The following is a 26698-nucleotide window of genomic DNA, read 5'->3' as shown; positions in this document are numbered from 1 at the left end:
AAATTTCCATGCTGAACTCCAAGACTTTTAACCTGTTTAAATAAAGAATCTCTGGCTTTTACTTTACGAACACTTCCGTCCCATAAGTAAGTCGTTGATCGCGAAGGCCGGTCTCCTGCCAACGACCAGCCTTCGCTTCCCATTGTCAGAAGAGGAACTTGATCCCGCCGCGCACCGTTCGCGGTTCGACGACGCGGCTCAGCCGTCCTTCGACCGGCTCCGCATCGGCGGCGGGGATGTAGGATTCGTAATAATAGGCGATGTCCTTGTCCCGGCTGCCCAGGATGTTGAGCAGTTCGGCATAGACTTGCACTCGCTTCCCCTTCCAGGCGGCGCGGGCATTGACGACAGTGCTGCCGGGATCGCGCACGCTATTGTCCTCGATCAGGGGAGAGGGTCCAAGATGGCGGACGCGGATGCTTGCTTCCCATGGGTCGAGGACGATGGCCGCCCCGGCGGACGCTGCGTTCCTGAAGGCGTTGGGGATATGATCGCCATTGGTGTAGCGGCTGTGGCTGGCGGTGTAATTGCCGTCGAAGGCAAGCCAGGTGAGTGGCCGCCAGAAGGCGACAAGCTCATAGCCATGGCGGCGGCTGGCTCCGCTGGGTTCGACCGCGTTGGAATCGCCGACGAAGCGCAACTCGCTTCCGACGTTCAGCCACCAATAGGTTGCGGTGAAGGTGAAGCCGGGAAGCTGAAGCCGGCCGCCCAGTTCCTTGCCGGTGCCGCGCACGAGCATGGGAACAGGCGTGTCCACATTGACCGCGCCGCGCGCATCGTTGGAATGGAAGCCCCGGCCCCAATTGGCATAGAGTTCGACCTGCGGGGTAATTGCCCATGCGGCCGACGCCTTGGGCGAGACGAGCGTGTCCGAGCCGCTGCCTTCACCCAACGCGGCGGCGACGGCGTCCCGGCTGCGGACATCATAATGATAATAGTCGCCACGCAGGCCGCCGGTGATGCGCAGGCCGGGAAGGGGCGTGACGGTCGCTTCGCCATAGAGCGCGGCCGAGCCTTGGTTGACGCGATAGCGGCCAAGCGAGGAGAGGAAAGCGCGCCCTGCGGTGCGGTTGACGCCGACATTGCCGATCGCGTCATAACGGTTTTCCGTGCCGAGCTTCAGTTGCAGCGCGGGGTCGACATCCCAGCGCTTTTCGCCCGTGAAACCGAGGACCCAGCGGCGGTCGAATTGCTGTATCTGCGCGCTGGTGCCGTCGGGATCGGTGTAGGTGGGGTTGGAGAACATCGTCCAGTCGTAGAATTGGGCGTACAGATTGGCGCGCCATGTCGGCTGAACGGTGGCGAGATTGCCGATAATGCGGGTGGTTTCACCGCGCGCGGACGGATCGGGCGAACAGAAGATATCGGGGCAGAGCGGCGTGCCTACGATGCGCTCGGGAATTTGCTCGGTCGGGCGCCATGTCGCGCGATAGGCGTGAAGCGTGGCGTCGATCTTCCCGGCCCCTGTGGGGAGCGTATATTTGGCGAAGCCCGCATAATGGCGCAGATGTTCAGGCTCCTGCCATGGCCCGTCATAGGCCTTGGCCTGCGCGACCAGGGTGAGATGGCCCGCACCCGCCTTTACGGTCCCGCCCGACGCCAGCCTGCGCCAGCCGAAGGAGCCGCCCTCCGCCGCGACCCATGGCCGGTCATAGCCGTCGATCGTGGTCATATAGGCCGCGCCCGCAAGCGCGAAGTCGCCGCCATCGGCGCGATAGGGACCTTTGCGAAAATCCTCACGCGCGATGATTTCCGGGATGAGCCCGTTGAGGTCGAGATAGCCCTGGCCGTGGCCATGGCTGCGGAAGTTCATCTGAACCCCGTCGATATAGGTGGTGAAGTCCGACCCATGGTCGAGGTTGAAACCGCGCAGGAAATATTGATTGGCCTTGCCGCTGCCCGAATGCTGGGCCGCGACCATGCCCGGCACGGCTTCGAGCAGTTCGGCGACGCGCAGCAGCGGGCGGACGAGAAGGTCAGCGCCGCCGACGCTGCCTTCGCTCGCCGCATGGGCGGTGCCGATCTTGTCCTCGCCCCGGCCGAAGACGATGATGGCGCTGGTGTCTTCGCCCGCGTCGGCCGCTTCGGCGGCAAAGGCTGGCAGGGGGAGGAGAGTGGCGGTCAGCGCCCAGGCGGCGCGGTGGAAATGATCGGGAAGTTTCACATCATGCACTCCGGGCGTCTGGCGACATCCGGCAAGAGACCTGTCGTCAGGCGACGACCGGCGCACGCCGACGGCCGGACGCCCCCAAGGCGGCCGCCAGCGTCACCGAAGCGGCCTCTTGCCGCTCGTTCGTCGCTCAGACGGAGTTCACCGTGCCGCGGCCATCCCCTGGACCAAGGCAAGAGCGACCAAACGCTGGCAGGTATCCTGGCTCGCGGGTCATCGCTTGATGCACGGCCTTCCCAGGCCTCGCAGGATTTAGCGTCCGGCCCAGTGACTTGCCCCAACCTGCCTGTGAGGTGGGGCGATGTGCATCGCGCTCGCCGCTTACAGTTGCAGGGACAGCCCTGGCTTGGGGAGGCGGATGCCTTCCTTACCATGTTCCCTTTTAAGCCTCTTTCGAGGCACCGGCGCGATCATGCCCGGGGGTTGCCCGGGTGAGGGGGCGATAGCGGAGGTGGGGGTGTGGGGCAAGGGGGGTGGGTGGGGATTGCTCCCTCTCCCCTTTAGGGGGGAGGGGTGGGGAGAGGGGGGCGGCGTTGGTTGCTTTACAGTCCCCTCTCCCGCCTTCGCTTCGCTCGGCACCTCGGCCAGAGTCACGTGCCTCTGGCCGACCCCTGAAGGGGAGAGGGGAATGGTGGTGCTGGGCCTTCGCGCCAATCAGTTCAGGGTCGTGCAGCGTTCTCGCTGGAGGCGGAGGGCCATGGCCTGGTAGCGGACGGCGCGTTCATTGTGGAGGGCGATGGTTGCCTGGTCGGCGCCGCGCAGGCGGGCTTCCCTGGCTTGCCGCGCTTCCTGGGCGGCGCAGGCGGAAAAATGTGACGCGTCATTGGGGCGCATGGCCCATATCCTCTCTCAAGTTTCTTATGGCTCGAACGATAACATCGGCCTGTTTCCCGCTGCCATTACGCAGGTTAACGCCGGAAAGCTTCTATTTTTTGACAGGAGCCTGGCGAATTTTCGCATAATGGAATTTTGGCTTTTCAGCGGGTTGAGCGGGAGCCCGCCTGGCTTTTTCTATCAACCGCCCCTGTTCCACGGCGCGTCGCGGAAGCTTTCGCGCAAGAATGCGATGAAGGTGTCCACGGCGGCAGGGCGGCCCGCCGCGCGGGGGTGGACGGCGTGGACGGCGAGGTCGGCGGGGCCTTCCCAAGGTTCAAGGACGCGGACGAGGCGTCCGTCCGCCATCAGATCGCCCACGTCCCAGAGCGAGCGCAGGGCGATGCCGACGCCGGTGAGGGCGAGTTCACGCACGATTTCGCTGCTGTTGGTGCGGACATGGCTTTGGCCGTCGATCAGCTTGCGCGCGCGCCCGTTGACCAATCGCCATGGCAATTGTCCTTCGGCCGCGAGCAGGCGGTGGCGCGAGAGGTCGGCTATCCTTTCCGGCGTGCCGTGGGCGGCGAGATAGGCGGGGTTCGCGCAGAGTATGCGGCGGTTGGCGGCGAGATGATGCCCCTCCAGATGGGCGGGAATGTCGCTGGTGATGCGGATCGCAAGGTCGATCCGTTCGGCGAGCAGGTCTTCATAGGCATCGGACAGGTTGAGTTGGAGGTCGATGCGCGGATGCTGTTCCAGGAAGCGGGCGACATGGGGGGCGACGTGGAGGCGGCCGAAGGAGGTGGGGGCGGAGATGCGCAGCGGGCCTGACGCGGTGCGGTGGCGATTGGTGACGCGCTCTTCCGCCTGGGCAATGGCGTCGAGGATGGCGACGAGATCGCGGTGAAGGCTGGCGCCCTCTTCCGTCAGGGCGAGGCGGCGCGTGGTTCGGTGAATGAGGCGGACGCCGAGGCGGGCTTCGAGGCGAGAGAGGCGTTTCGACATCATCGCGGGCGAGATGTTGAGCATGCGGCCAGCGGCTGAGAGGCTGCCTGCTTCCACCGCGCGGGCGAAGAGGAGATAATCGGGGTCCATTGATGATCTTTTCCTGTGAGGAACAGATGCTTTGAACCTTTATCGTCTAGTGCGAGGATGGCGGCGGGTCTATAGATTTTGGCCATAGTTTTTCGTGATGGAGAGTTGCCCATGGACGGCATGATCGAGAAATCGGGCCTGATGGTGGCCGCCGAACTGGCGCGCTTTATCGATGAGGATGTGCTGCCGGGGACGGGGATCGTGGCGGATGCGTTCTGGCGAGGCGCTGCTGCGATTTTCGCGCGGTTCGCGCCGCGCAATGCGGCTTTGCTGGAGAAACGCGATGCTCTTCAGGCGCAGATCGATGCCTGGCACGGGGAGCATGCGGGGCGGCCTTTCGATGCGGAGGCCTATCGGGCTTTCCTGACGGAGATCGGCTATCTGGTGGCGGAGCCTGCGCCCTTTTCCATCGGGTCGGGCCGGGTGGATGCGGAGCTTGCGAGCCTGGCGGGGCCGCAGTTGGTGGTGCCGATCCTGAATGCGCGGTTCCTGTTGAACGCGGCCAATGCGCGGTGGGGAAGCCTGTATGATGCGCTGTACGGGACGGATGCGATCCCGGGGGCGGCGGCGGGCAAGGGCTATGATCCGGCGCGTGGGGCGCAGGTGATTGCCTGGGCCAAGGCGTTTCTGGACCGGGCGGTGCCTTTGGCGGAGGGGAGCTGGGCGGAGTGGGCTGGCGGGGTGCCGGTGTTGCGGGATCCTGCTCAATTTGCCGGGCGGGCGGGGGATAATATCCTGCTGCGCAATCATGGGCTGCATATCGAACTGGTGATCGATGCGGGGCATCCGATCGGGCGGGATGACCTGGCGCATCTGGCCGATGTCGTGCTGGAGTCGGCTTTGTCGACCATCTGCGACCTGGAGGATTCGGTCGCGGCGGTGGATGCTGCGGACAAGGTGGCGGCCTATGCCAACTGGCTGGGGCTGATGAAGGGCGACCTGGAGGAGAGCTTCGAGAAGAATGGCGCGATGACGACGCGGCGGCTGAATGGCGACCGGTCCTATGTTGCGCCGGATGGGAGTGGGTTCACTCTGCCGGGGCGGTCATTGCTGTTCGTGCGCAATGTCGGGCATTTGATGACGACGCCTGCGGTGCGGCTGGTGGATGGGGCGGAGGCTCCGGAAGGGATTTTGGATGGCATCGTCACCAGCCTGATCGCCTTGCACGACATTCGGCGCGGCGGGCGCTTCGTCAACAGCCGGGCGGGCAGCATCTATATCGTGAAGCCCAAGATGCATGGGCCGGAGGAGGCCGCCTTCACCAATGATCTATTCGATGCGATCGAGGATCTGCTGGGGCTGGAGCGGCATCAGCTGAAGGTCGGCGTGATGGATGAAGAGCGGCGGACTTCGGCCAACCTTGCCGCCTGCATCCATGCGGTGCGGGACCGGATCGTGTTCATCAACACCGGCTTTCTGGATCGCACGGGGGACGAGATCCATACGTCGATGCGGGCGGGGCCTATGATCCGCAAGGGCGACATGAAGGGCGCGGCGTGGATCAAGGCCTATGAGGATCGCAATGTGCAGATCGGGCTGGCTTGCGGGCTGTCGGGCCGGGCGCAGATCGGCAAGGGCATGTGGGCGGCTCCGGATCGGATGGCGGACATGCTGGAGCAGAAGGTCGGGCATCCGATGACGGGGGCGAATACGGCTTGGGTGCCTTCGCCGACTGCCGCGACCTTGCACGCTACGCATTATCATGCCGTCGATGTTTTTGCCCGGCAGGAGGAGCGGAAGGCCGAGGCGGTGGCTTCGCTCGATGCGCTGCTGACGATACCGCTGGCGGCGGGGGTGAACTGGACGGCGCAGGATGTTCGGGACGAGCTGGACAATAATGCGCAGGGGATATTGGGCTATGTCGTGCGCTGGGTGGACCAGGGCGTCGGTTGCTCCAAGGTGCCGGATATCCATGATGTGGGACTGATGGAGGATCGGGCGACGTTGCGGATTTCTTCGCAGCATATCGCCAACTGGCTGCTGCATGGGGTGTGTTCGGCCGAGGAGGTGGACGCGGCGCTGCGGCTGATGGCGGTCAAGGTGGATGCGCAGAATGCGGGCGACCCGCTCTACCAGCCGATGAGCGGGCGGGAGGAGGAGAGCATCGCCTTCCAGGCGGCGCGGGCGCTGGTGTTTGAGGGGGTGGCGCAGCCTAATGGTTATACCGAGCCTTTGTTGCATGCGTTTCGGGCTAAGGCCAAGGCCGCCTAGGTCAGGAGGACATAGGCGGCGCCAGCTGCGGCTGAGCAGAGGAGGACGGGGAGGACCCCGGCCTTGAAGCGGAGGACGGCGATGAGGGCTGCCGTTGAAAGCGCCAGGGCTGGAAGGTTGATCGAGGCGAGGACGGGCACGTCGAGCGATCCGGTGGGCGTCGGCACGGCGTGGACCTTGGCGAAGAGGGTGTGGATCGCGAACCAGAGGGCTAGGTTCAAGATCACGCCCACTACAGCTGCGGTGATGGCGGTCAGGGCTGAGGACAGCGCGCGGTTGCCGCGCAGGCGTTCGATGAAGGGCGCACCTGCGAATATCCAGAGGAAGCAGGGGACGAAGGTCACCCAGGTGGTAAGGATCGCGCCCAGTGTGGCGGCGACGAGCGGCGGCAGCATCCCGGCGTCGCGGAAAGCGGCGAGGAAGCCGACGAACTGCGTCACCATGATCAGCGGGCCGGGCGTTGTTTCCGCCATGCCGAGGCCGTCGAGCATCTCGCCGGGGCGGAGCCAGCCGAAGGTGCCGACTGCTTCCTGCGCGACATAGGCGAGGACCGCGTAGGCGCCGCCGAAGGTGACGACCGCCATCTGGCTGAAGAAGCTGGCGATGCGGGCGAACACATCGTTTGGGCCGAGCGCGAGGAAAAGGGCGAGGACGGGGGCAAGCCAGAGCACCAGGAGCACCGTCGAGATCTGGAGCGACCAGCGCAGGTTCGGGCGGGCATGATCGGGAAGGGCTTCGCCGAGCGCCGTGTCGCGATCGTGGATGACGTTGCCGGACGCGGGACCATGGCCGCCGCCGCCCTTGAACTGGGCGATACCGCTGCGGCTGCCGAGATAGCCGATGAGGCCCGCGGCAAGGACGATCAGCGGGAAAGGTGCGTCGAGGAAGAAGATGGCGACGAAGGCGGCGGCGGCGATGCCGCGCATGACGTTGTTCTTGAGCGCGCGGGAGCCGACGCGGACGACCGCTTGCACCACGACGGCGAGGACGGCAGCCTTCAGGCCGAAGAAGAGCCCTTCGACGAGCGGGACCTTGCCGAGAAGGACGTAGATATAGCTCAGGCCCAAGATGGCGAGGAAGCCGGGAAGAACGAAGAGGATGCCTGCAATCAGGCCGCCTTTCGTCCTGTGGAGCAGCCAGCCGATGTAGATGGCGAGCTGCTGCGCCTCCGGGCCAGGGAGCAGCATGCAATAGTTGAGGGCGTGGAGGAAACGCTCCTCCCCGATCCACTTCTTTTCCTCGACAAGGATGCGGTGCATCACCGCGATCTGGCCTGCGGGACCGCCGAAGCTCAAGGCCGCGATCTTTGCCCATATGCGGGTGGCTTCGCCGAGCGGGATGCCGTGATCGGGCAAGGGCGTGGCGGCGGCGGAGAGGGTCGAGGCGTTGCTGCTCATCGATCGGTCTTTCGATTGCTGAAAAAGGCGTGGAACTGGTTGAGGGCGTCGCTGGCGAGGGCGATGCGTTGAAGATCATCGTCGGTGGACGCGCAGACGCCCGAGAGCATCGCGCCGAGACCAGCGGTTTCGGGACGGGCGAACTTGCCGTCGGCTATGTCGAGTTCGTGGATAATCTCGCCGATGGCTTGCAGGGCGGGATCGTCGGTCAGGTTCGCGCGCAGCAGCAGGGTTTCGAAGCTGCACCGGTCGGCTTCATGGGTGAATTCCGCGTCGGCCATGTCGAAGCGCAGCTCGCCGGGCACCGGATCATGGGAGCGGCTGTCGACGAAACGGAACCGGGCATGGGGGTCGATGAAGCGCTGGATAAGCCAGGCGCAGGCGATGCGATCGACATGGACGCCGCTGCGCGTGACCCAAATGCGGTTGGTGAGGATCGCCGGGGCTTCGGCCGATTCGGCGCGGGTGACGTCCGGATGCTGGTATCGGCGGCGGTCGAGTTCGGTGAGCGCCGCTTCGGCTTCCTGGCGGCCGTGCGCGCCGAAAAAGTCGATGCGGCTGATGTCTTCGAGGCGCTTCTGGAGCTTGGCGATGTCTGCGGCAGTGGCGGGGCCGGTTTCGAGCAGGCGGCGCGCGGATTGGGCGAGGTCGTCATAATCGGCATCGCGGGCGGTGTCGAAAAGGGCGCGGACTTCGGCGTCGGATTGGCCGATGAGGAGGCGGATTTCCGTGAGGATGGCTTCGCCGCCGCCGGTGGTGATTTCATCCAGTAGGGTGCGGAAGGCGGCTTCGGACGCGTCCGATTGAGGGAGGACATGGACGGCATTTTTGAGCGGAACCGCGCCTATGGATTGGAGGCGGCGCCAGATTTTCACGCGCAGATAGGGTGGCTTGGCCGGGAGCTGATGTAGGAGGGCTAGCCAGGAGTTCATGATGCAGGTGTATCATATGAATTGTATGTGGGAAATAGCTATATCATTCAGCGGTGATATGCTTCTGTCTGGTTCCCGTCAGGGGACAAGTTGCATTGTTCAGTTCGCGCCTCTGCGCGAAAAATTTTTGCACGCGGAGACGCGGAGGCGCGGAGATTTGTGGGGGAAGGGGTAGGGCTTTGAACAGGCGTGGCCTTGCAACTGAGCTGGGGTTTGATTGTTTCGCTGCGCGGGCCTGTAAGCCTCCGCGTCTCCGCGCCTCCGCGTGAACCAAAAGGATGGGATCCCTGCCTGCGCAGGAGCACGGTGGGCGTTAGTTTCGGAGTTGTTCGATGAGCGCTTTCGCGGCTTTGGTCACATCTGCCCAGGTTTCATTGAAGCCTTCATCTTCGCCATAATAGGGGTCGGTGACGCTGGTGCCTTCGCGACCGGGAACGAGGTCCATGAGGAGGCGGAGGTCGGCGGTGCCGTCCGAGGGGCGGATGCGGCGGAGGTTTTTGAGGTTTTCCGCGTCGAGGGCGAAGATATGGTCGAAGCGGTGGAAATCGTCCGGGGTGACCTGGCGGCCGCGATAGGTGGATATGTCTATGCCGTTGCGGAGGGCGACGGCTTGGGCGCGCTTGTCCGGCGGGCAGTCTACGTGCCAGTCGCCGGTGCCTGCGGAATCGACCTCGACTTGAAGGCGCGCCTTTTCTGCTTCAGCGCGCAGGGCGGCTTCGGCAAGGGGCGAGCGGCAGATATTGCCGAGACAGACGAAGAGGACGGAGACGCTCATCCTTCGGCTGCCGCTGTCGAGAGGCCGAGGTGCGGCACGCCGATCGAGCGGCGGCCGCCGAAGTCGGTGCGGGCGACGATAACTCCGATCTTTTCCATATAGTCGATGAGGCGGCGGACGCGGCCCGGCGAACTGGTGCCATAGGCGCGGGCGAGGGCGCCATCGTCGGGGCAGGGCAGGCCCTGCATCGCGGCGCGGGCGATGAGGAGGAAGGGAGCGAGCATGTCTTCGGGCAGGGGCTGGGCGGCCTTCATCGCGTCGTCCCAGCGCGGATCGGCGGCGTCGAACATGCCCGCCTGCGCCATGGCGAAACGCTTGCGGAAGGCGGCAAGGTCGAGTGGGGGCGTGCGCAGGCCCTTCATGCGACAACGGACGCCGAAATCCTGATAGAGGGTGGCGACGCTGGGCTGCGCGTCGCCCAGGTCGGCGACGATCTCTTCAAGGACCGCGATGACGACGGGCTCATTCTGGCCGAAATCCAGTTCGGGCGCGGCAGGCTTGGCAAGGGGCGCGGCGGCGAGGGCGCGCATCAGTTCTTCGGCGGGGAGCGGTAGGGGTTCGGCGCGGGGTGGCGGGGGGGGCAGCGTGTCTTCGTCGCCTGCGCTGGCGAAGAGCAGTTCCTGCATATTTTCAGTCGCGGCTGCGGGGGGCGGCATCAGCTTGTGGGTGCCGCCGCGCGTACTGGTCTTCACGGTGCCGATCTTCACCGCGACGGGGCGGCGGCAGATGGCGGGGCCGAGGGCGAGGAAGCGGCCCCGCTCAAGGTCGCGTATCTGTTCGGCCTGGCGGCGCTCCATGCCAAGCAGGTCAGCCGCGCGGGCCATGTCGATGTCGAGGAAGGTGCGGCCCATGAGGAAGTTGGACGCCTCGGCCGCGACATTCTTTGCGAGCTTGGCGAGGCGCTGGGTGGCGATGACGCCCGCAAGGCCACGCTTGCGGCCACGGCACATGAGGTTGGTCATGGCGGCGAGGGAAAGGCGGCGGGCTTCGTCGGAGACGTCACCGGCGGCGACGGGGGCGAACATCTGGGCTTCGTCCACCACGACGAGGGCGGGATACCAATGGTCGCGCGGGGCGTCGAACAGGGTGGAGAGGAAGGTGGCGGCGCATTTCATTTGCGCTTCGAGTTCGAGGCTTTCGAGGCTGAGGACCACCGACGCGCGATGTTCGCGAATGCGCGCTGCCATCTTGACGATTTCGCGTTCATTATAGTCGCCCGCGTCGATGACGACATGGCCATATTCGTCGGCCAGCGTGACGAAGTCGCCTTCGGGATCGATGACGACCTGCTGGACGAGGGCGGCGCTTTCTTCCAGCAGGCGGCGGAGGAGGTGTGATTTGCCGGAACCCGAATTGCCCTGAACGAGCAGGCGGGTGGCGAGCAATTCCTCTACGTCGATCGGAACGGGGTTGCCGTTGCCGTCGGTTCCTATGCTGATGGTGGCGGTCACATCTGTCCTTTGGCCCAGGCGGTGGGATTCGCGCAAGGGTGGTGTGGCGAAGGGCGCGCGCGGGCGGGCTTCGACAGGCTCAGCCCGAACGGGCGGTGGGGGTGGCGGCTTGGAATTAGAACCGTAGCCTGTTTTTATTGTGGTCACCCCGGGCTTGACCCGGGGTCTCGCTTCCTTATTCGCATGGCTTGAAGAGAAGCGGGATCCCGGGTCAAGCCCGGGATGACGAGTTGATATCGCGGCAGCGCGGTTCCGTGTAAGTGCGCGGACCCCTTGACCCGGCGATTGTTGCGGCGCAGCATCGATTTCATGGCGACTCTTTCCTCTCCTCCTCCGCCGGTTACGCAAAATCCGGACATTCGTTACCTTGGCCGCCTGCTCGGCGACGTGATCCGGGCCTATGGCGGGGATCGGCTTTACCGGCAGACGGAATATATCAGGTCCGCGTCGGTTGACCGGGCACGGGGGTTGCACGGCGCGGATGTGGTGGATACCGGGCTGGAGGCGTTGAGCCTGGACGATACGCTGTCCTTCGTCCGCGGGTTCATGCTGTTTTCCATGCTCGCCAATCTGGCGGAGGATCGGCAGGGTGTGGCGGCCGATCCGGACGCGGATGTGGCTTCGGCAATCGAGCGGCTGGAGGCGCATGGGATCGGGCGGGACGCGGTGCTGGCGCTGCTCAATCATTCGCTGATCGTGCCGGTGCTGACCGCCCACCCGACCGAAGTGCGGCGCAAGAGCATGATCGATCACAAGAACCGCATCGCCGACCTTATGGCTTTGAAGGATGCGGGGCGCGACGAGACCGAGGATGGCGAGAATCTGGACGAAGCGATCGCGCGGCAGATCGCGCTGTTATGGCAGACGCGGCCTTTGCGGCGGCAGAAGCTGTTTGTGCAGGATGAGATCGACAATGTCCTGACCTATTTCCGGGACGTGTTCCTGCCGGTGCTGCCTGCGCTTTATGCGCGGTGGGAGCGGGTGCTGGGGGTGCGGCCTCCCAGTTTCCTGCGGGTGGGGAACTGGATCGGCGGGGACCGGGACGGCAATCCGTTCGTGCAGGCGCCCCAGTTGCGGTCGGCGCTCGGGCGTGGGTGCGAGGCGGCGATCGCTTATTATCTGGAGGCGGTGCACGCCCTGGGGGCGGAGCTGTCGCTATCCACCGAGCTGGCGCATGTCCCGGAGGCAGTGCTGGACTTGGCGGAGGGGAGCGGGGACAACTCGCCCAGCCGCGGGGATGAGCCCTATCGGCGCGCGCTGTCGGGGATTTATGCACGGCTGGCGGCGACCTATCGGGAATTGGTCGGGAAAGAGCCGCCCCGTCCTTCGCGGTTGTCGGGAGAGCCCTATGCGCAGCCGGGGGATTTGCGGCGCGATCTGGTGACGGTGGCGCAGGGGCTGGCGAGCGAGGGCGACGGCGCGCTGGCGACGGGTGGGGCGCTCGGGCGGCTGATCCGGGCGGTCGAGACGTTCGGGTTCCACCTCGCGACGCTCGACATGCGGCAGAATAGCGATGTGCATGAGCGCGTGGTCGCCGAGATGCTGAAGGTGGCGGGGGTTGAGGCGGATTATGCCGCGCTGGATGAGAAGGCGCGGGTTGCTCTGCTAAGGGCCGAACTGGCGAGCAATCGGCCGCTGGGTTCGCGCTTTTCGGAATATTCGGAGGAGACCGCGTCCGAACTGGCGATCGTGCAGGCGGCCGCGGAGGCACATGAGACTTACGGGCCTGCGTGCATCAGCCATTATATCATCTCCAAGGCGGAGAGCGTTTCGGACCTGCTGGAGGTCAACCTGCTGCTGAAGGAGGCGGGGTTATGGCGCGCGGGCAAGGATGGCGGACCGGCGCGAGCGGCGATCATGGCGGTGCCGCTGTTCGAGACGATCGCGGATCTGGAGGCCGCGCCGGGCATCATGGCGGCCTATTTCGGGCTGCCCGAGATTGCGGGGGTGGTGCGCGAGCGGGGTCATCAGGAAGTGATGATCGGCTATTCCGACAGCAACAAGGATGGCGGCTATATCACGTCGACCTGGGGGCTGTATCAGGCGAGCAAGGCGCTGGCGCCGGTGTTCGAGGATGCGGGCACGGCGATGCAGCTGTTCCACGGCCGGGGCGGCGCGGTGGGGCGTGGCGGGGGTTCCTCCTTCGCGGCGATCCAGGCGCAGCCGCGCGGCACGGTGCAGGGGCGCATCCGCATCACCGAACAGGGTGAGGTGATCGCGGCGAAGTTCGGCACGCGCGACGTGGCGATGACCAATTTGGAGGCGATGACGAGCGCGACTTTGCTTGCCAGCCTGGAGCCGGAGGGGATTTCGGACAAGGATGCAGCGCGCTTTGCCGGGGCGATGGACGAACTGTCCAAGACCGCTTTTGCCGCTTATCGCGACCTGGTTTACGGGACGGAGGGGTTCAAGGAGTTCTTCCGGCAGCTGACGCCGATCCAGGAGATTTCAGGCCTGAAGATCGGTTCGCGGCCCGCCAGCCGGACCAAGAGCACGCGGATCGAGGATTTGCGGGCGATCCCGTGGGTGTTCAGCTGGTCACAGGCGCGGGTGATGCTGCCCGGCTGGTACGGCATGGGACAGGCGTTCGAGGCGTTCGAGGACAAGGCGCTGCTAGCCGATATGGCGCAGAGCTGGTCCTTCCTCAAATCCGCGCTTGCCAATCTGGAGATGGTGCTGGCGAAGTCGGACTTGGGGATCGCGGCCCATTATCTGCCGCTGGTCGAGGATCAGACGGCGGGCGGCGCGATCTTCGAGCGTATCCGGGAAGGATGGCAGCTGACCCATGACGGGCTGCTGGCGGCGACGGGGCAGTCGCGGTTGCTGGAGAAGAACCCGAAGCTGGATGAATCGATCCGGTTGCGGCTGCCCTATATCGAGCCGCTGAACCTGTTGCAGGTGGAACTGATGAAGCGCCATCGCGGTGGGGAGGATGATCCGCGCATCAAGGAAGGGATCGAACTGTCGATCAACGCCATCGCCACGGCGCTGCGCAACAGCGGCTAGAGGGTGAATCCGGGACGGCTAGCAGTCCAATGCCGCCCCGAACCCCTGGCGCTCCCCGTGAAGGAGGGCGCGAGCCGGAGAGCCGGGCGACAAAAGCAACCTGGCCAAATTCAGAAAAAAGCTAATCCAGCCAAGAAGATGAAGGCCGGATGAACGTCGATGGCCCATGCGGTGAGCAGAGTCCATGTTTTCATTCACAACCAATTCAACCGGGACGCGTTATCCTGCCTGTATTGGAGAAAAGGAGAGAGGCAATGACGTGGTCCGGACGAAGGTTTCTGGCTGCGATCAGCCTTGCCGGTGCGGTGGCACTGGGCGGCTGCGCCTATGACGATGGATATTATGGCGGTGTGAGCGTCGGGTCAGGCTATTATGGCGGTGGCTATTATGACGATTATTATGGCCCCGCTTATTATGGTTCAGGCTATTACGGCCCCGGCTATGGCTGGTACGGCGATTATTATTATCCGGGCAGCGGCTACTATGTCTACGACCGGGGTGGACGCCGTCACCGCTGGAACAACGACCAGCGGCGCTATTGGGAAGGTCGGCGCAACGAGCGTGGCGACCATTGGCGCGGCAGTCTGGCCCGGCCGGAAGAAGGCCGCCTTTATCGCGATGGCCGCCGGGTGAGAGATGGCCAATGGCGTGGACGGGACAGGAACAATGCCACGGCTGCTCCTCCGGTCGTTCAGAGCCAGCCGCGCGCGGGTAGCCCACGCGGCAGCTGGAGCGGCGGCCGGTCGAGCGGTGCATCTGGTTCCACGACGACCCGTTCCGATGGAACGCACTGGCGCGGGACGCTGCGTCGCTGATGCGGGCTGGGTGGGGCGCTGCAACGCTGGTCATTTCCCTCTCGCTCGCCGCCTGTGACGGGCGGGAGGAAAGCGCGATCGACAACCTGGCCAACGGTGCCAACGCTGCGCAGGTTGAGAACAGCTTCCGCGCGGAGGCGCGGGAGGTGCTCGAACCGCTGCGGCCACCCGAGCCAGGGACGCCCGGCGGCTTGCCGCCAGATGCCGCCCCGATCGAGGAAGGGTCGATCGACCCTAAGGGACCGCAGGGCGCCGCCCAGGTCGTGCAGGGCTATTATGCGCTGCTGGAACAGCGGCGTTTCGACGACGCGCAGGACCTTTGGAACGAGAAGGGCGCGATCGGCGCGGAGGATGACGAGGCTTTTGCCCGACGTTTCCGCAACTTTAGCGAAATCCACGCCAATATCGGTGCGCCCGGTGAGATGGAGGGCGCGGCGGGCTCTTCCTATGTGACCGTGCCGGTGCAAGTCTATGGGCGGCTCGCGGTGAATGGGAAGCCTTGGTACAAGCTGCGGCAGGTGACGCTGCGGCGAGTCAATGACGTGCCGGGATCGAGCGAGGCTGACCGGCGGTGGCACATCGAGTCGATCGGACCTTATGTCGCGCCGGTTGAGGGCGAGGCTGGCGATGCCGCCGTCGCGAATGGTTCGGAGTAGTCGGCGCGGGAAGCTTGGCTAGCGGTGTCCGCTTTTCGACTGCGTTCGAAGCGAATGGGATGACGCTAACAGAAGAAAGGGGCTGATCTTTCGATCGGCCCCTTCGCTCTTGTCAGGAAATGGTTGCCTTGACGATCTTGCCGGGGGTGCGGGGCGGTTCGCCCTTCGGCAGGGCGTCGACATGTTCCATGCCGGACGTGACTTCGCCCCAGACGGTGTACTGGCCGTCGAGGAAGGTGGCGTCGTCGAAGCAGATGAAGAACTGGCTGTTGGCGCTGTTCGGGTTCGCCGCACGGGCCATGGAGCAGACGCCGCGGATGTGCGGTTCGCGGCTGAATTCGGCCTTCAGGTCAGGCAGCTTCGACCCGCCCATGCCAGTGCCGGTCGGGTCACCGCCCTGCGCCATGAAGCCGGGGATGACGCGGTGGAAGACGACGCCGTCGTAGAAGCCTTCCTTGGCGAGCTGGGTGATGCGTTCGACATGGCCGGGCGCCAGATCGGGGCGCAGCTTTATGACGACATCGCCGCCGCTGTCGAGGGTGAGGGTGAGCGTTTCGTCGGCCATGGAAATCTCCTCTTTCGGGGGAGTGGGGAAATGTTGGTCCATATAGAGCGTTAGGACCGGGATGGAAGCGCTTCAATCAATGTTTGAGGCATTGCATTTATCCCGATCATGAGCAAAAGCAGCCAAATGTTACAGGAACCGGACAGTAGGGGACGCGATGAGCGAGCGAGCCGATATGGCCGAGCCCCGGCCGGACGAACTGCCTATTGACGACGTAGTCGTTGATGGACGTGCCGCCGAGCAGGCGGAATCCCGTCATGACGAGGATGACCGGCTGAGGCCGGACTTTGTTTCCGCCGTGCTGGACGCGGTGGAGGATGGCGACCGTGATCGGGCGCGCGAACTGGTGTCGCCGCTGCACCCGGCGGACATTGCCGACCTTCTGGAACTGACGCCCTCCGAGCGGCGGGGCGAGGTGGCGGCGGCGCTGGGCGATCTGGTCGGCGCGGAAGTGCTGTCCGAGCTTAACGACTATGTCCGCGACGACCTGCTCGATGCGCTGGAGCCGCAGCAGGTCGCGGACTTTGCCGCTGAACTCGATACCGACGATGCCGTTGCGATCATCGAGGATATGGAGGAGGCCGATCAGCAGGCCGTTCTCGATGCGATGGAGCCGGAAGATCGCGCGGCGATCGAGAGCGCGCTCGCTTATCCCGAGGAGTCCGCCGGCCGATTGATGCAGCGCGATCTGGTCGCGGTGCCCGAACATATGACGGTCGGCCAGGTGATCGACTATCTGCGCGACAATCGCGACCTGACCACGGATTTTTGGGAAATCTTCGTGGTGGACGAGGCGCACAAGCCGATCGGCACCTGCCAGTTGAGCTGGATCCTGACCTGTCCACGCTCGATCGCCATGGCGGATGTCATGAAGCGCGAGCAGACGCTGATCCCGGTCGACATGGACCAGGAGGAAGTGGCGCTGCGCTTCCAGAAATACGCGCTGATTTCGGCGGCGGTGGTGGATGCCAGCGGGCGGCTGGTCGGCATGATCACGGTCGATGACATCGTCCACATCATTTCCGAGGAGGCGGGCGAGGATATCCTGCGCCTATCGGGTGCGGGCGAGGGCGACATCAATCAGCCGATATTGGAGACGGTGCGCACGCGCCTGTCCTGGCTGGTGGTGAATCTGGGCACGGCGGTGCTGGCGGCGTCGGTCGTCGGGCTGTTCCAGGCGACGATATCCAAATATGTCGTGCTGGCCGTGCTGATGCCGATCGTGTCGGGCATGGGCGGCAATGCCGGGACCCAGACCATGGCGGTCGCGGTGCGCGCGCTGGCTACCAATCAGCTGACCAGTTCGAATACGATCCGGCAGATCGCGCGGGAGTTTCGCATCGCGAGCGCCAATGGCACGGCGCTTGGGATCATGGTCGGCCTGGCCGTGGGGCTGATCTACGGCAATCATGACCTTGGCCTGGTGATTGCCATGGCGATGCTGATCAACAATCTGGTCGCGGGGCTGGCCGGGATATTGGTGCCGGTGACACTGGACCGGTTCAATGTCGATCCGGCGGTATCGTCGGCTGTGTTCGTGACGACGACGACGGACATAATGGGCTTTTTCTCTTTCCTGGGACTGGCGACGATCTGGGGTCTGTGACGGGCTTGACCCTGTGCGTTGAGAGCCCATTTTCTTGTCCATGCCCCTTCACATCACAAAGATTGCATTTGGCAGCGAGAGCCCGGCGACATTGCGCGCATGGCTTGAAAGTCATTCCGGCGAGGCGCGGCTGACGACCCGCTACCTGCCCAAGCGGGTGGCGGAGATGGAGGGCGGGTCGCTTTACTGGATACATCAGCACAGGCTGGTGGGGCGTAGTCCGTTGATCGGTTTTCAAGAGACCGGGCAGGGGCGCTTCTGGATCAAGCTGGAGCCGCGATTGATCGCGGTGCGCGGTGCGCCCAAACGTGCGCATCAGGGGTGGCGGTACTTGGAGGAGAAGGATGCGCCGCCTGATCTGGGGTCGGGCGAGGTGGATGATCTGGAGGCGATGCCGCCCGCGATGCTGGGGGAGTTGACGCGGTTGGGGTTGGTTTGAGGGAGGGTATTGGAGACCTCGTTCCCGTTCGGACTGTTGGCTATTCTCCAGCTTCCGTTCGGGCTGAGCTTGTCGAAGCCCTTTTCTTCTTTTCAAGTGCTATGCCTGAAGAAAAGCCCTTCGACAGGCTCAGGGCGAACGGAGGTGGGGGTGTTCTAACGAGGTGATGGCCCTCGATCGGGTGGTGGTGAGCGTTACGCCGCCTTTCCTTGCAGCGCTTTTTGCCGCCGCCTTTGCACCGATGAGCCGATGCCCATCGCCTCGCGATATTTGGCGACGGTGCGGCGCGCGATGTCCATACCCTTGCCGCGGAGCAGGTCGACCAGCGTATCGTCGGACAGGATCGCGTCGGCGGTTTCTGCGGCGATCAGGGCCTTGATGTGGCTCTTCACCGCTTCGGCGGAGACGGCGCCATCGCCGCCTGCTGCCGACACGCCGCTGGTGAAGAAATATTTCAGTTCATAAACGCCGCGCGGGCAGGAGAGATATTTGTTGGAAGTGACGCGGCTGACGGTCGATTCATGCATGCCGATGGCTTCGGCGACCATCTTGAGCGTCAGGGGCTTCAGGTGCGCGACGCCCTTGCGGAAGAAATCTTCCTGGCAGCGGACGATTTCGGTGGCGACCTTGATGATCGTTTTCTGCCGCTGGTCGAGCGCCTTGACCAGCCAATTGGCGCTGGCGAGGCAATCGGCGAGCCATGCCTTTGACGTGCGATCCTGCGGGCCGGAGGCGAGTTCGACATAATAGCTGCGGTTGATGAGCAGGCGGGGCAAGGTCGCGCTGTTGATCTCGATCGACCAGCCATCGCCTGCGGGTTTCACGAACAGGTCGGGCGTCACCGGGGGTGCGCGGTCGTTGGAATAGCGCAGGCCCGGCTTGGGATCATAGGCGCGCAGCTCGCGGATCATGTCGGCCATATCTTCTTCATCCACGCCGCAGATGCGGCGCAGTTGGGGGAGGGCTCCACGGGCGAGCAGGTCTAGATTGGCGAGCAGCTTCGCCATGCAGGGGTCATAGCGATCCGCCTCCTTGGCCTGAAGCGTCAGGCATTCGGCGAGCGATCGGGCGCCGACGCCGGTGGGGTCGAAGCCGTGGATGACGCCCAGCACCTGTTCCGCCTGGGCAAGAGGGACGCCGATGCCATGGGCGGTTTCGAGGAGGTTGGCCTCCAGATAGCCGGCCTCGTCGATCTGGCCGATGAGCTGGGTCGCGATCAGCAGGTCCATACCGGAGAGCGCATTGCGCGCTTGGTCCATCAGATGTTCCTGAAGGCCGATCTCCGGATTGGCGAAGCTGTCGAAGTCGATCGCTTCGCCGCTGCCTTGGGAAAGATCGTGGCCGCCTGATCCTATGGCGCTGACGGCGCGATCGAACTGGCCATCGTCAATGAAGGTTTCCGCCCCATAATCGACGTCGAGCGGGGCGTCGCTTTCGGCGTGGCCTTGGCCGATCAGCGCGTCAATGCCGCCTGTTTCAGCGGCGAGGGCGGGAAGGTCCATCTGCGCGTCTATGCCATCGGCGGCGGGCGCTGGATCGATCGGGCCGCCTGCCTCCAGCAGCGGGTTCTTTTCCAGTTCCGCCGCGACGAAGGCGTCGATTTCGAGATTGGAGAGCGCCAGCAGCTTGATCGCCTGCTGAAGCTGCGGCGTCATCACCAGCGATTGGCTTTGCCGCAGGTCGAGGCGGGGCGCGAGCGACATCAGCCGGTGCCTGTTTCGTCACGCCGGAGGGAGGGGCGCCGCGCGGTCATTTCAGAGCGAGAAATTCTCGCCCAGATAGAGGCGGCGCACCTCGGCATTGGCGACCAGTTCGGTCGGGCTGCCGGTGAAGAGCACCTGGCCGCCATAGATGATGCAGGCGCGGTCCACGATTTCCAGCGTTTCGCGGACGTTGTGGTCTGTGATGAGAACGCCGATGCCGCGCGTCTTGAGTTGTTTCACAAGGTCGCGAATGTCGGCGATGGAGAGCGGGTCGATGCCCGCAAAGGGTTCGTCCAGCAGGACGATCGAGGGATTGGCGGCAAGCGCGCGGGCGATTTCGCAGCGGCGGCGTTCACCGCCGGAGAGCGCCATGGCGGACGAATTGGCCAAGCGGGTGAGGCCGAATTCATCGAGCAGCTGGGCAAGGCGGGCTTCGCGCGACGCTTTGTCCGGTTCGGCCAGTTCCAGCACCGCGCTGATATTCTGGGCGACGGTGAGGCCGCGGAAGATCGACGTTTCCTGCGGCAGATAGCCAAGGCCCAGGATCGCGCGGCGGTACATGGGAAGGCCGGTGATGTCCTGGCCGTCCAGGATGATGCGGCCATGATCCGGGCTTACAAGGCCCATCACCGAATAGAAACAGGTCGTCTTGCCCGCACCGTTGGGGCCGAGCAGGCCGACGACCTCACCCTTTCCTACCGTCAGGGAGACATCGGTCAGGACCGTGCGCTTGTCATAGCTTTTGGCGATGGAAATGACCGACAGGCCGTCGCTCGATTCCTGCGCTGCCCTGCGCCTTTCGGCGTCCTGCCTATCCTGAATTACGACATCGTCCATCACTCATCCTTGCTGCGACATGGTTAACGCCACGTAAAATAGCGGCGCGGCCGAGGCAATTGGCAAGCTTTGTGCATGGGATCGCGTCCGGGGCAAGGGGAAAATCGGCGATCCCCGCCGAAAGGCCGTTCAATGCTTGATTTGGCGCGCCACAAGGGTCAGGGCTGCATCAAGTTCGGGATCGAGTTGGCGCAGGGCAAAACTGTTCGCCGCTGTACAATTCGACGCATAAGATAGGCGAGGAATGAGGATGACAGATGCCGGTACGGCGGAGGGATGGGCGCGTGCGCTGATCCCGCAGTCCGTGGAATCCTTGATGGAACAGGCGGAGGCGATGACGCTGGCGTCCTTTGGCGCGACCGTCACCTATTCGCGCAAGGTCTTCATCCCGCTGACGCATCTGTGCCGCGACGTCTGCCATTATTGCACCTTTGCCAAGGCGCCGCGCAATGCCGGGTCGCCCTATCTGTCGATCGAGCAAGTGCTGGACATCGCGCGGGCAGGCGAAGCGGCGGGATGCCGGGAGGCGCTGTTCACGCTGGGGGACCGGCCGGAGGACCGCTATGCGGTCGCGCGATCGGCGCTGGCGGGATTGGGGCATGGATCAACGCTGAGCTATCTGCGCGAGGCAGCGGCGGCGGTGCTGGCTGAAACGAGCCTGCTGCCGCATCTGAACCCCGGCATCATGGACGATGATGATCTCGCGATGCTGCGGCCGGTGGCGGCGTCCATGGGACTGATGCTGGAAAGCACGTCCGAGCGGCTGTGCGCCAAGGGCGGACCGCATCATGGGTCGCCCGACAAGGTCCCGGCGGTGCGGCTGGAGGCGATCGAAGCGGCGGGACGGGCCGGAGTGCCTTTCACCACCGGCTTGCTGATCGGCATCGGCGAAACGCGGATGGAGCGGATCGAAGCATTGATTGCGATCCGGGATGCTCATGCGCGGCATGGCCATGTCCAGGAAGTCATCATCCAGAATTTCCGGGCCAAGGCGGACACGCGGATGGCAGGGCATGCCGAGCCGCCGCTGGAGGAGCATCTTTGGACGATCGCTGCCGCCCGGCTGATATTGGGGCCGGACATGACGATCCAGGCGCCGCCGAACCTTCAACCCGACGGCCTTGCCGCGTTGATGCGGGCGGGGGTCAATGATTGGGGCGGGGTTTCGCCCGTTACGCCGGACCATGTGAATCCCGAAGCCCCCTGGCCGCACCTGATGGCGCTTGGCGCTGCAACGGCGGCGGCCGGGCGCGTGCTGACCGAAAGGCTGGCGGTGGGTCCGCGCTATGCCAAGGAGCCGGAGCGATGGCTGGAGCCTGCAATCGCGCTGAAGGTGCGGGGGGAAGTGGATGCCAGGGGCTTGCCGATCATCGAGCGGTGGCGCGCGGGAACGGGTGAGCCGCCGCCATCGCTGCCTGCCGCCGGGGAGACGATGCAGACTGGACGAATCGAGGCCATATTGGACAGGGCGGCGTTGGGGCGCGGCCTTGAAGAAGGAGAAATTGTCGCCCTGTTCGAGGCGGCTGGTTCCGATGTTCGTCGGGTTATGGATGCCGCCGATCGATTGCGGCGCGAAACGGTGGGCGATGCCGTGACCTATGTCGTCAATCGCAACATCAACTATACTAACATCTGCAGCTATCGGTGCGGATTTTGCGCCTTTTCCAAGGGGACGGCGAAGGCCTTGCGCGGGCCGGCCTACCGGCTCGACCTGGAGGAAGTGGCGCGACGGGCAGCCGAGGCGCAGGCGCGGGGTGCAACCGAAGTGTGCCTGCAAGGCGGCATCCATCCCGACTATGACGGCCATACCTATCTGTCGATCGTCAAGGCGGTGCGGGAGGCTGCGCCGGGCATCCATATCCATGCCTTTTCGCCGTTGGAAATCGCCCATGGCGCTTCGACGCTCGGAATGGAACTGGAGCCCTATCTGACGATGCTGAAGGAAGCAGGGCTGTCCACCCTGCCCGGCACCGCGGCCGAAGTGCTGCATGAGGAGGTGCGCGCGATCATCTGCCCGGACAAGGTTTTGACCGATGAATGGGTGGCGGTGATGCGGGCGGCGCATCGGGTCGGCCTGAAAAGCACGGCAACCATCATGTTCGGGCATGTGGACGACTATCGCCATTGGGCGACGCATTTGCGCGTGGTGCGCGACCTTCAGGAGGAGACCGGCGGCTTTACCGAATTCGTGCCGTTGCCGTTCGTCCATATGGAAGCACCGATATGGCGGAAGGGCAAGGCGCGGTCCGGGCCGAGCTTTCGGGAGGCGATGCTGATGCAGGCGGTGGCGCGGATTGCGCTGCACGGCGCGATTTCGAACATCCAGGCGAGTTGGGTGAAGCTTGGCGAAGAGGGCGTTATTGCGGCGCTTGGCGCGGGCGTGAATGATCTGGGCGGTGTGCTGATGGACGAATCCATCACACGCGCGGCAGGCGGCGCCAACGGCCAATTGTTCGATGTCGATCGCATGCATCGCACAGCAGAGGCGGCCGGGCGCTTTGCCCGGCAGCGCACTACGCTTTACGGGCAGGTGAGGCAGGAGGCGGCGGCCTGATCTGCTTTGCCAAGCCGTGCCGGTGACGATAAGGCGTGGGGATGATTGAGGGAATGGAAGCCAGGCGGCCAATGCGTTTGCGGTCATTGTTGTTCGTGCCGGGTGATCGGCCCGAACGGATGCGCAAGGCGCTGAACAGCGGCGCCGATGCCTTGATCCTGGACCTTGAGGATTCAGTGGCGCTCGCTGGCAAAGCGGCGGCTCGCACGGAAATCGGGGCCTTTCTGAAGGAAGCGGCGGATGGCGAAACCCTGCTGTTCGTGCGCGTCAACCCGCTCGACGGCGGTCTTACAGACGCCGATCTGGATGCAATCGTGCAAGCGGGTCCGGCGGGGATCATGCTGCCCAAGGCGGAAGGTGCCGCGTCGATCAAGGATTTGGACGAGCGGCTGCGGCAGCGCGGTGATGATCGCGCGCTGATCCTGCCGATCGCGACGGAAACGCCCAAGGCGCTGTTCCGGCTGAGTGAATATGCCGATGTGCCGGAGCGGCTGGCTGGCCTTACCTGGGGCGCGGAGGATCTGCCCGCGGCAGTCGGCGCGCTGACCGCCCGGCATGCCGATGGCAGCTACACGCCGCCCTATGAAATGGCGCGCGCGCTTACCCTGTTCGCCGCAAGCGCGGCAGGGGTGCTGCCGATCGAGACGGTATATCCGGCCATTCGCGATCTGGAGGGGCTCGCCGCTTATGCGCAGCGCGGCGCGCGCGACGGCTTTCTGGGCATGATGGCCGTGCATCCCGATCAGGTGCCGGTGATCAACACGGCCTTCACCCCATCGGAAGAGGAAGTCGCCCGTGCCCAGGCAGTGGTCGATGCATTTGCCGCCAATCCTGGCGCGGGCGTGCTGACGCTGGATGGCAAGATGATCGACCGGCCGCACCTGATAAAGGCGCAGGCGCTGCTCGCCCGCTGTTGAACCACCGCCAGTCAGCTTGACGGCCTATCTCCCATATGGGAGAGGCGGGGCATGGGTTCTCTCTGGGCCGATCAGAACGAGCTGTTCCTGCCGCTGGTGGACGGAATTCATGAAAGCCCGCCTTTTGGCGCTTTCATCCGTAATCTCGTCAGCCGCACCTATGCGCGGCGGGCCTTTCTGATCATTTCACTGGCCAATGCCATGCCCGAACAGGAGCCCACGGTGATCCACATCGCCGCGCCGCGTGCTTCGCAGGAACCGCCGCTCGATTTCCGGCGGCTGGATGCGCTGCGGCTGCATCCTTATGGATCGCTGCGTCCCGGGCGCGTCTATGCGCTGGATGAGATGCTCAACTATGATGATGCGGGTGAACTGGCGCGGCAGCGCGAGGCGCTTAATGAGATGAATATCCGCTATGGCCGCTGGTTGCGCGTGGCGGCTGGGGGCGTGGCGGATGCGCATTTCCTGCTGGTACGGGAACGGGAGGATTTCTCTGCCTCCGCCGTCGCCGTGCTGTCCAGCATCGCCCCGCATTTCGCCGCAGCCTTGCGGACTTTGGTGGCCCTGATCGAGGCGCGATTGCAGGTGGCGATGGCGCAGGGCGCACTCGCGCGGCTGGGCGTGGCACAGTTGGCGTTCGATTGGGGTGGCCGGGTGATGGCGGCCGATCCAGCGGCGGAGGCGATGTTGAGCTTCACCATGAAGCCCGGCCCAAGTCCGGAGCGGCGGCTGCAATTACTGCCCGACACGACTCATGCGCTCAACCGGGCTTGCGCGGAAATGGCGTCGGCGCCGCCGGGCGCGACCCGGGTGATCCGCATCGATGAGAGCCGGGACCTGGACCTGCTGCTGCGAAAATCCGATCTGGCGTTGAGCGAACCTTGCGCCTTGCCAGCGGTGATCGGCATCGTGCGGACCCCAAGGCGCGAAGCGGCGCAGGCGGCGGTGGGCACCCTGGCGGCATTGCACGGACTGTCGAGCAGCGAAGCGGCGCTGGCTCATGCGTTGAGCTTGGGGGACAGCATCGTCAGCGCGGGTGAGCAGCTGCGCCTGACCAGCGAAACGGCGCGCAACTATTCCAAGCGAATCTATGAAAAGACGGGCGCGAAGGGGCAGGCGGACTTGGTCCGGCTGATCCTGACGGGGCTTGCTCCCTTCGCCTGATCAGGCGCAGGGTGTGGCGAATTTCCATAGCCTTGAAACAGCAGAAATATCTCCCTTTCCCTGCAAGTTTCGCGGCCTCTCGTCTGGCGCTTTGACGGAAAAGTGGATAAGGGGCCGCCCAACGCTACGCATATCAATTTGGAGGGGCAGGCGACCATGAGCAGTAACAAGGCAGCCCTTGAAGGCATTCGCGTCATCGACATGACCCGCGTTCTCGCAGGGCCCATCGGCGCGCAGATACTGGGCGATCTGGGCGCGGACGTGATCAAGGTGGAACGCCCGGGCGTCGGCGATGATGGACGCGTCTACGGCCTCGCCGAGGTGAAGGGCAAGGACGGGATGAATGTCCGCCAGGCGGGCTTTTTCGCGGCGGCGAACCGCAACAAGCGGTCGATCACGCTCAACCATAGCAAGGCTGAAGGCCAGGAAATCCTGCGCAAGCTGGTGCAGGGCGCCGATGTGCTGATCGAAAATTACAAGGTCGGCGATCTCAAGCGCTTCGGGCTGGATTATGAGAGCCTGAAGGCGATCAACCCGCGCCTTATCTATTGTTCGGTGACCGGTTTCGGGCAGACGGGGCCGATGGCGGCGCGGCCTGGCTATGACGGTTTGTTCCAGGCTACCGGCGGGATGATGGCGGTCACCGGCATTCCGGAAGGGCAGCCCGGGGCTGGGCCGCTCAAGGCCGGGCCTAGCCTGGTGGATTTCATCACGGGCCATAATGTGGCTATCTCCATTCTTGCCGCGCTTCAGCATCGTAACCAGACCGGTGAAGGCCAGCATATCGATATCGCCCTTCTGGATAGTTCGGTTGCGATGATCAGCCATATCATGCAGGATTATCTGCTGAGCGGCGTTACCCCGCCTCGGCTTGGCAATGGCGGCAATGGCGGCGGGCCTGCGGACCTCATCCATACCAAGGACGGCATGCTGTACCTGACGGCGGGCGGTGACGAACATTGGCGTCGCCTGACTGTGCTGATGGGGCAGCCTGAACTCTATCAGGACCCGCGCTTCGACGAGAATTACAAGCGGGGCAAGTTGAACCGGCTCGAATTGATGGACATCATCAATGAGTGGAGCCGTGGTTTCACTTCGGAAGAGCTTCAGGCGAAGTTCGATGAGGTGAGCATCCCCGCCGCGCGCTATAATGAACTGCCTGAAGTGTGGGAAGATCCGCAGGTGCAGCATCGCGGCCTGCGTGTAACGACGCCGCATCCATGGTCAGAGACTGGGACCGTCGACCTGATCGCCAGTCCGCTGGCCAATATGTCGGAATCTCCCGCGACGATCCGTCGAGCGCCGCCGCTGCTTGGCGAACATAGCGCCGAGGTGCTGGGCGAGCTGGGTTATGACGCGGCGCGCATCGACGAATTGCGAGAGATGAAGATTATCTGATCTCCATGATCCCGGCGGTTTCCGGCCGCCGGGCGCATTTATCGTGACTCTATGCAGGCCATTATTGGGCCTGACTGGGCGCGAGCTGAGTTTGGGGGTAAAGCTGGTCAGCTTTACCCCCTTTTATCTGTCACCCTCTTGGTTCTCGTGGCATAGCTAGTCCGCGTTCGGCGATGATGTTGCGCTGGATTTGG

General features: G+C 64.4%; 20 protein-coding genes and 1 riboswitch. Of the genes, 10 read left to right on the top strand and 10 right to left on the bottom strand.

Features of this window, described 5'->3' with window-relative positions:
* Positions 1-145 precede the first annotated feature (145 nt).
* The 3 genes from MU848_RS15025 to MU848_RS15015 form a co-directional block, all read right to left on the bottom strand.
* A complete protein-coding gene (locus MU848_RS15025; protein ID WP_247233908.1) occupies positions 146-2104 on the bottom strand; it encodes a TonB-dependent receptor in 1959 nt (652 codons plus the stop codon).
* Between the two features lie 240 nt (positions 2105-2344).
* Positions 2345-2591: riboswitch (cobalamin riboswitch) on the bottom strand.
* 233 nt (positions 2592-2824) lie between these two features.
* On the bottom strand, positions 2825-3004 hold the full coding sequence (locus MU848_RS15020) for a hypothetical protein (protein ID WP_201516408.1): 180 nt from the start codon (positions 3002-3004) through the stop codon (positions 2825-2827).
* A gap of 180 nt (positions 3005-3184) precedes the next feature.
* Entirely contained in the window at positions 3185-4078 is an 894-nt protein-coding gene (locus MU848_RS15015) for a LysR family transcriptional regulator (RefSeq protein WP_247233854.1), read from the bottom strand.
* A 111-nt stretch (positions 4079-4189) separates the two neighbouring features.
* Between MU848_RS15015 and MU848_RS15010 the strand changes: the two genes are divergently transcribed.
* A complete protein-coding gene (locus MU848_RS15010) occupies positions 4190-6289 on the top strand; it encodes a malate synthase G (RefSeq protein ID WP_247233852.1) in 2100 nt (699 codons plus the stop codon).
* Here MU848_RS15010 and chrA read toward each other — a convergent pair.
* From chrA to MU848_RS14990, 4 genes are all read right to left on the bottom strand, one after another.
* Positions 6286-7686, bottom strand: coding sequence for a chromate efflux transporter (gene chrA / locus MU848_RS15005; protein ID WP_247233850.1), 1401 nt, complete (start codon positions 7684-7686; stop codon positions 6286-6288). The genes MU848_RS15010 and chrA overlap by 4 nt on opposite strands.
* Entirely contained in the window at positions 7683-8618 is a 936-nt protein-coding gene (locus MU848_RS15000; RefSeq protein WP_247233848.1) for a chromate resistance protein ChrB domain-containing protein, read from the bottom strand. Before MU848_RS15000 ends, chrA begins: the two co-directional genes overlap by 4 nt.
* A gap of 313 nt (positions 8619-8931) precedes the next feature.
* A complete protein-coding gene (locus MU848_RS14995; protein WP_097093284.1) occupies positions 8932-9393 on the bottom strand; it encodes a low molecular weight protein-tyrosine-phosphatase in 462 nt (153 codons plus the stop codon).
* Positions 9390-10844 (bottom strand): ATP-binding protein, encoded by a 1455-nt coding sequence (locus tag MU848_RS14990; RefSeq protein WP_247233846.1) that lies wholly within the window; start codon positions 10842-10844, stop codon positions 9390-9392. Before MU848_RS14990 ends, MU848_RS14995 begins: the two co-directional genes overlap by 4 nt.
* Positions 10845-11153: 309 nt before the next feature.
* Here MU848_RS14990 and ppc point away from each other — a divergent pair, with 309 nt between their 5' ends.
* From ppc to MU848_RS14975, 3 genes are all read left to right on the top strand, one after another.
* Positions 11154-13850, top strand: a complete 2697-nt coding sequence (ppc, locus tag MU848_RS14985; protein WP_247233844.1) for a phosphoenolpyruvate carboxylase — start codon at positions 11154-11156, stop codon at positions 13848-13850.
* A 254-nt stretch (positions 13851-14104) separates the two neighbouring features.
* The gene (locus MU848_RS14980; protein WP_247233842.1) at positions 14105-14665 is read left to right on the top strand and encodes a hypothetical protein; all 561 of its coding nucleotides are present in this window, start codon (positions 14105-14107) and stop codon (positions 14663-14665) included.
* The gene (locus tag MU848_RS14975) at positions 14665-15321 is read left to right on the top strand and encodes a hypothetical protein (protein ID WP_247233840.1); all 657 of its coding nucleotides are present in this window, start codon (positions 14665-14667) and stop codon (positions 15319-15321) included. Before MU848_RS14980 ends, MU848_RS14975 begins: the two co-directional genes overlap by 1 nt.
* Before the next feature lie 112 nt (positions 15322-15433).
* Here MU848_RS14975 and MU848_RS14970 read toward each other — a convergent pair whose 3' ends face one another.
* Positions 15434-15886, bottom strand: coding sequence for a peptidylprolyl isomerase (locus MU848_RS14970; protein ID WP_247233838.1), 453 nt, complete (start codon positions 15884-15886; stop codon positions 15434-15436).
* A 157-nt stretch (positions 15887-16043) separates the two neighbouring features.
* Between MU848_RS14970 and mgtE the strand changes: the two genes are divergently transcribed.
* Together mgtE and MU848_RS14960 are read left to right on the top strand one after the other, a co-directional pair.
* Positions 16044-17492 carry a magnesium transporter gene (gene mgtE, locus MU848_RS14965; RefSeq protein WP_247233836.1) on the top strand — a complete coding sequence of 483 codons (1449 nt, stop codon included), beginning with the start codon at positions 16044-16046 and terminating at the stop codon, positions 17490-17492.
* Positions 17493-17532: 40 nt separating this feature from the next.
* Positions 17533-17931 carry a DUF1489 family protein gene (locus MU848_RS14960; RefSeq protein ID WP_201516399.1) on the top strand — a complete coding sequence of 133 codons (399 nt, stop codon included), beginning with the start codon at positions 17533-17535 and terminating at the stop codon, positions 17929-17931.
* 194 nt (positions 17932-18125) lie between these two features.
* On the opposite strand, the gene rpoN is transcribed toward MU848_RS14960, so the two are convergent.
* Together rpoN and lptB are read right to left on the bottom strand one after the other, a co-directional pair.
* A complete protein-coding gene (gene rpoN / locus MU848_RS14955; protein WP_247233834.1) occupies positions 18126-19634 on the bottom strand; it encodes an RNA polymerase factor sigma-54 in 1509 nt (502 codons plus the stop codon).
* A gap of 51 nt (positions 19635-19685) precedes the next feature.
* Entirely contained in the window at positions 19686-20471 is a 786-nt protein-coding gene (gene lptB / locus MU848_RS14950; protein WP_247233832.1) for an LPS export ABC transporter ATP-binding protein, read from the bottom strand.
* 250 nt (positions 20472-20721) lie between these two features.
* Between lptB and cofH the strand changes: the two genes are divergently transcribed.
* From cofH to MU848_RS14930, 4 genes are all read left to right on the top strand, one after another.
* Positions 20722-23025, top strand: a complete 2304-nt coding sequence (gene cofH / locus MU848_RS14945; RefSeq protein WP_247233830.1) for a 5-amino-6-(D-ribitylamino)uracil--L-tyrosine 4-hydroxyphenyl transferase CofH — start codon at positions 20722-20724, stop codon at positions 23023-23025.
* 71 nt (positions 23026-23096) lie between these two features.
* The gene (locus MU848_RS14940) at positions 23097-23942 is read left to right on the top strand and encodes an HpcH/HpaI aldolase/citrate lyase family protein (protein ID WP_247233906.1); all 846 of its coding nucleotides are present in this window, start codon (positions 23097-23099) and stop codon (positions 23940-23942) included.
* A 51-nt stretch (positions 23943-23993) separates the two neighbouring features.
* Entirely contained in the window at positions 23994-25106 is a 1113-nt protein-coding gene (locus tag MU848_RS14935) for a helix-turn-helix transcriptional regulator (RefSeq protein WP_247233828.1), read from the top strand.
* 156 nt (positions 25107-25262) lie between these two features.
* Positions 25263-26504: a CaiB/BaiF CoA transferase family protein gene (locus MU848_RS14930; protein WP_247233826.1), complete on the top strand. Its 1242-nt coding sequence runs from the start codon at positions 25263-25265 to the stop codon at positions 26502-26504.
* Positions 26505-26698 lie beyond the last annotated feature (194 nt).

The organism is Sphingobium agri, from assembly GCF_023051225.1.
GTDB classification, from domain to species: domain Bacteria; phylum Pseudomonadota; class Alphaproteobacteria; order Sphingomonadales; family Sphingomonadaceae; genus Sphingobium; species Sphingobium agri.
This window is presented reverse-complemented; position numbering and strand designations above follow the sequence as displayed.

Excerpts from the sequence above, each read along its gene's own strand:
- MU848_RS15020 (WP_201516408.1), bottom strand. The coding sequence starts at position 3,004 with ATGCGCCCCAATGACGCGTCACATTTTTCCGCCTGCGCCGCCCAGGAA.
- MU848_RS15015 (WP_247233854.1), bottom strand. The coding sequence starts at position 4,078 with ATGGACCCCGATTATCTCCTCTTCGCCCGCGCGGTGGAAGCAGGCAGC.
- MU848_RS15010 (WP_247233852.1), top strand. The coding sequence starts at position 4,190 with ATGGACGGCATGATCGAGAAATCGGGCCTGATGGTGGCCGCCGAACTG.
- chrA (WP_247233850.1), bottom strand. The coding sequence starts at position 7,686 with ATGAGCAGCAACGCCTCGACCCTCTCCGCCGCCGCCACGCCCTTGCCC.
- MU848_RS15000 (WP_247233848.1), bottom strand. The coding sequence starts at position 8,618 with ATGAACTCCTGGCTAGCCCTCCTACATCAGCTCCCGGCCAAGCCACCC.
- MU848_RS14995 (WP_097093284.1), bottom strand. The coding sequence starts at position 9,393 with ATGAGCGTCTCCGTCCTCTTCGTCTGTCTCGGCAATATCTGCCGCTCG.
- ppc (WP_247233844.1), top strand. The coding sequence starts at position 11,154 with ATGGCGACTCTTTCCTCTCCTCCTCCGCCGGTTACGCAAAATCCGGAC.
- MU848_RS14980 (WP_247233842.1), top strand. The coding sequence starts at position 14,105 with ATGACGTGGTCCGGACGAAGGTTTCTGGCTGCGATCAGCCTTGCCGGT.
- MU848_RS14975 (WP_247233840.1), top strand. The coding sequence starts at position 14,665 with ATGCGGGCTGGGTGGGGCGCTGCAACGCTGGTCATTTCCCTCTCGCTC.
- MU848_RS14970 (WP_247233838.1), bottom strand. The coding sequence starts at position 15,886 with ATGGCCGACGAAACGCTCACCCTCACCCTCGACAGCGGCGGCGATGTC.
- mgtE (WP_247233836.1), top strand. The coding sequence starts at position 16,044 with ATGAGCGAGCGAGCCGATATGGCCGAGCCCCGGCCGGACGAACTGCCT.
- MU848_RS14960 (WP_201516399.1), top strand. The coding sequence starts at position 17,533 with ATGCCCCTTCACATCACAAAGATTGCATTTGGCAGCGAGAGCCCGGCG.
- rpoN (WP_247233834.1), bottom strand. The coding sequence starts at position 19,634 with ATGTCGCTCGCGCCCCGCCTCGACCTGCGGCAAAGCCAATCGCTGGTG.
- lptB (WP_247233832.1), bottom strand. The coding sequence starts at position 20,471 with ATGGACGATGTCGTAATTCAGGATAGGCAGGACGCCGAAAGGCGCAGG.
- cofH (WP_247233830.1), top strand. The coding sequence starts at position 20,722 with ATGACAGATGCCGGTACGGCGGAGGGATGGGCGCGTGCGCTGATCCCG.
- MU848_RS14940 (WP_247233906.1), top strand. The coding sequence starts at position 23,097 with ATGCGTTTGCGGTCATTGTTGTTCGTGCCGGGTGATCGGCCCGAACGG.
- MU848_RS14935 (WP_247233828.1), top strand. The coding sequence starts at position 23,994 with ATGGGTTCTCTCTGGGCCGATCAGAACGAGCTGTTCCTGCCGCTGGTG.
- MU848_RS14930 (WP_247233826.1), top strand. The coding sequence starts at position 25,263 with ATGAGCAGTAACAAGGCAGCCCTTGAAGGCATTCGCGTCATCGACATG.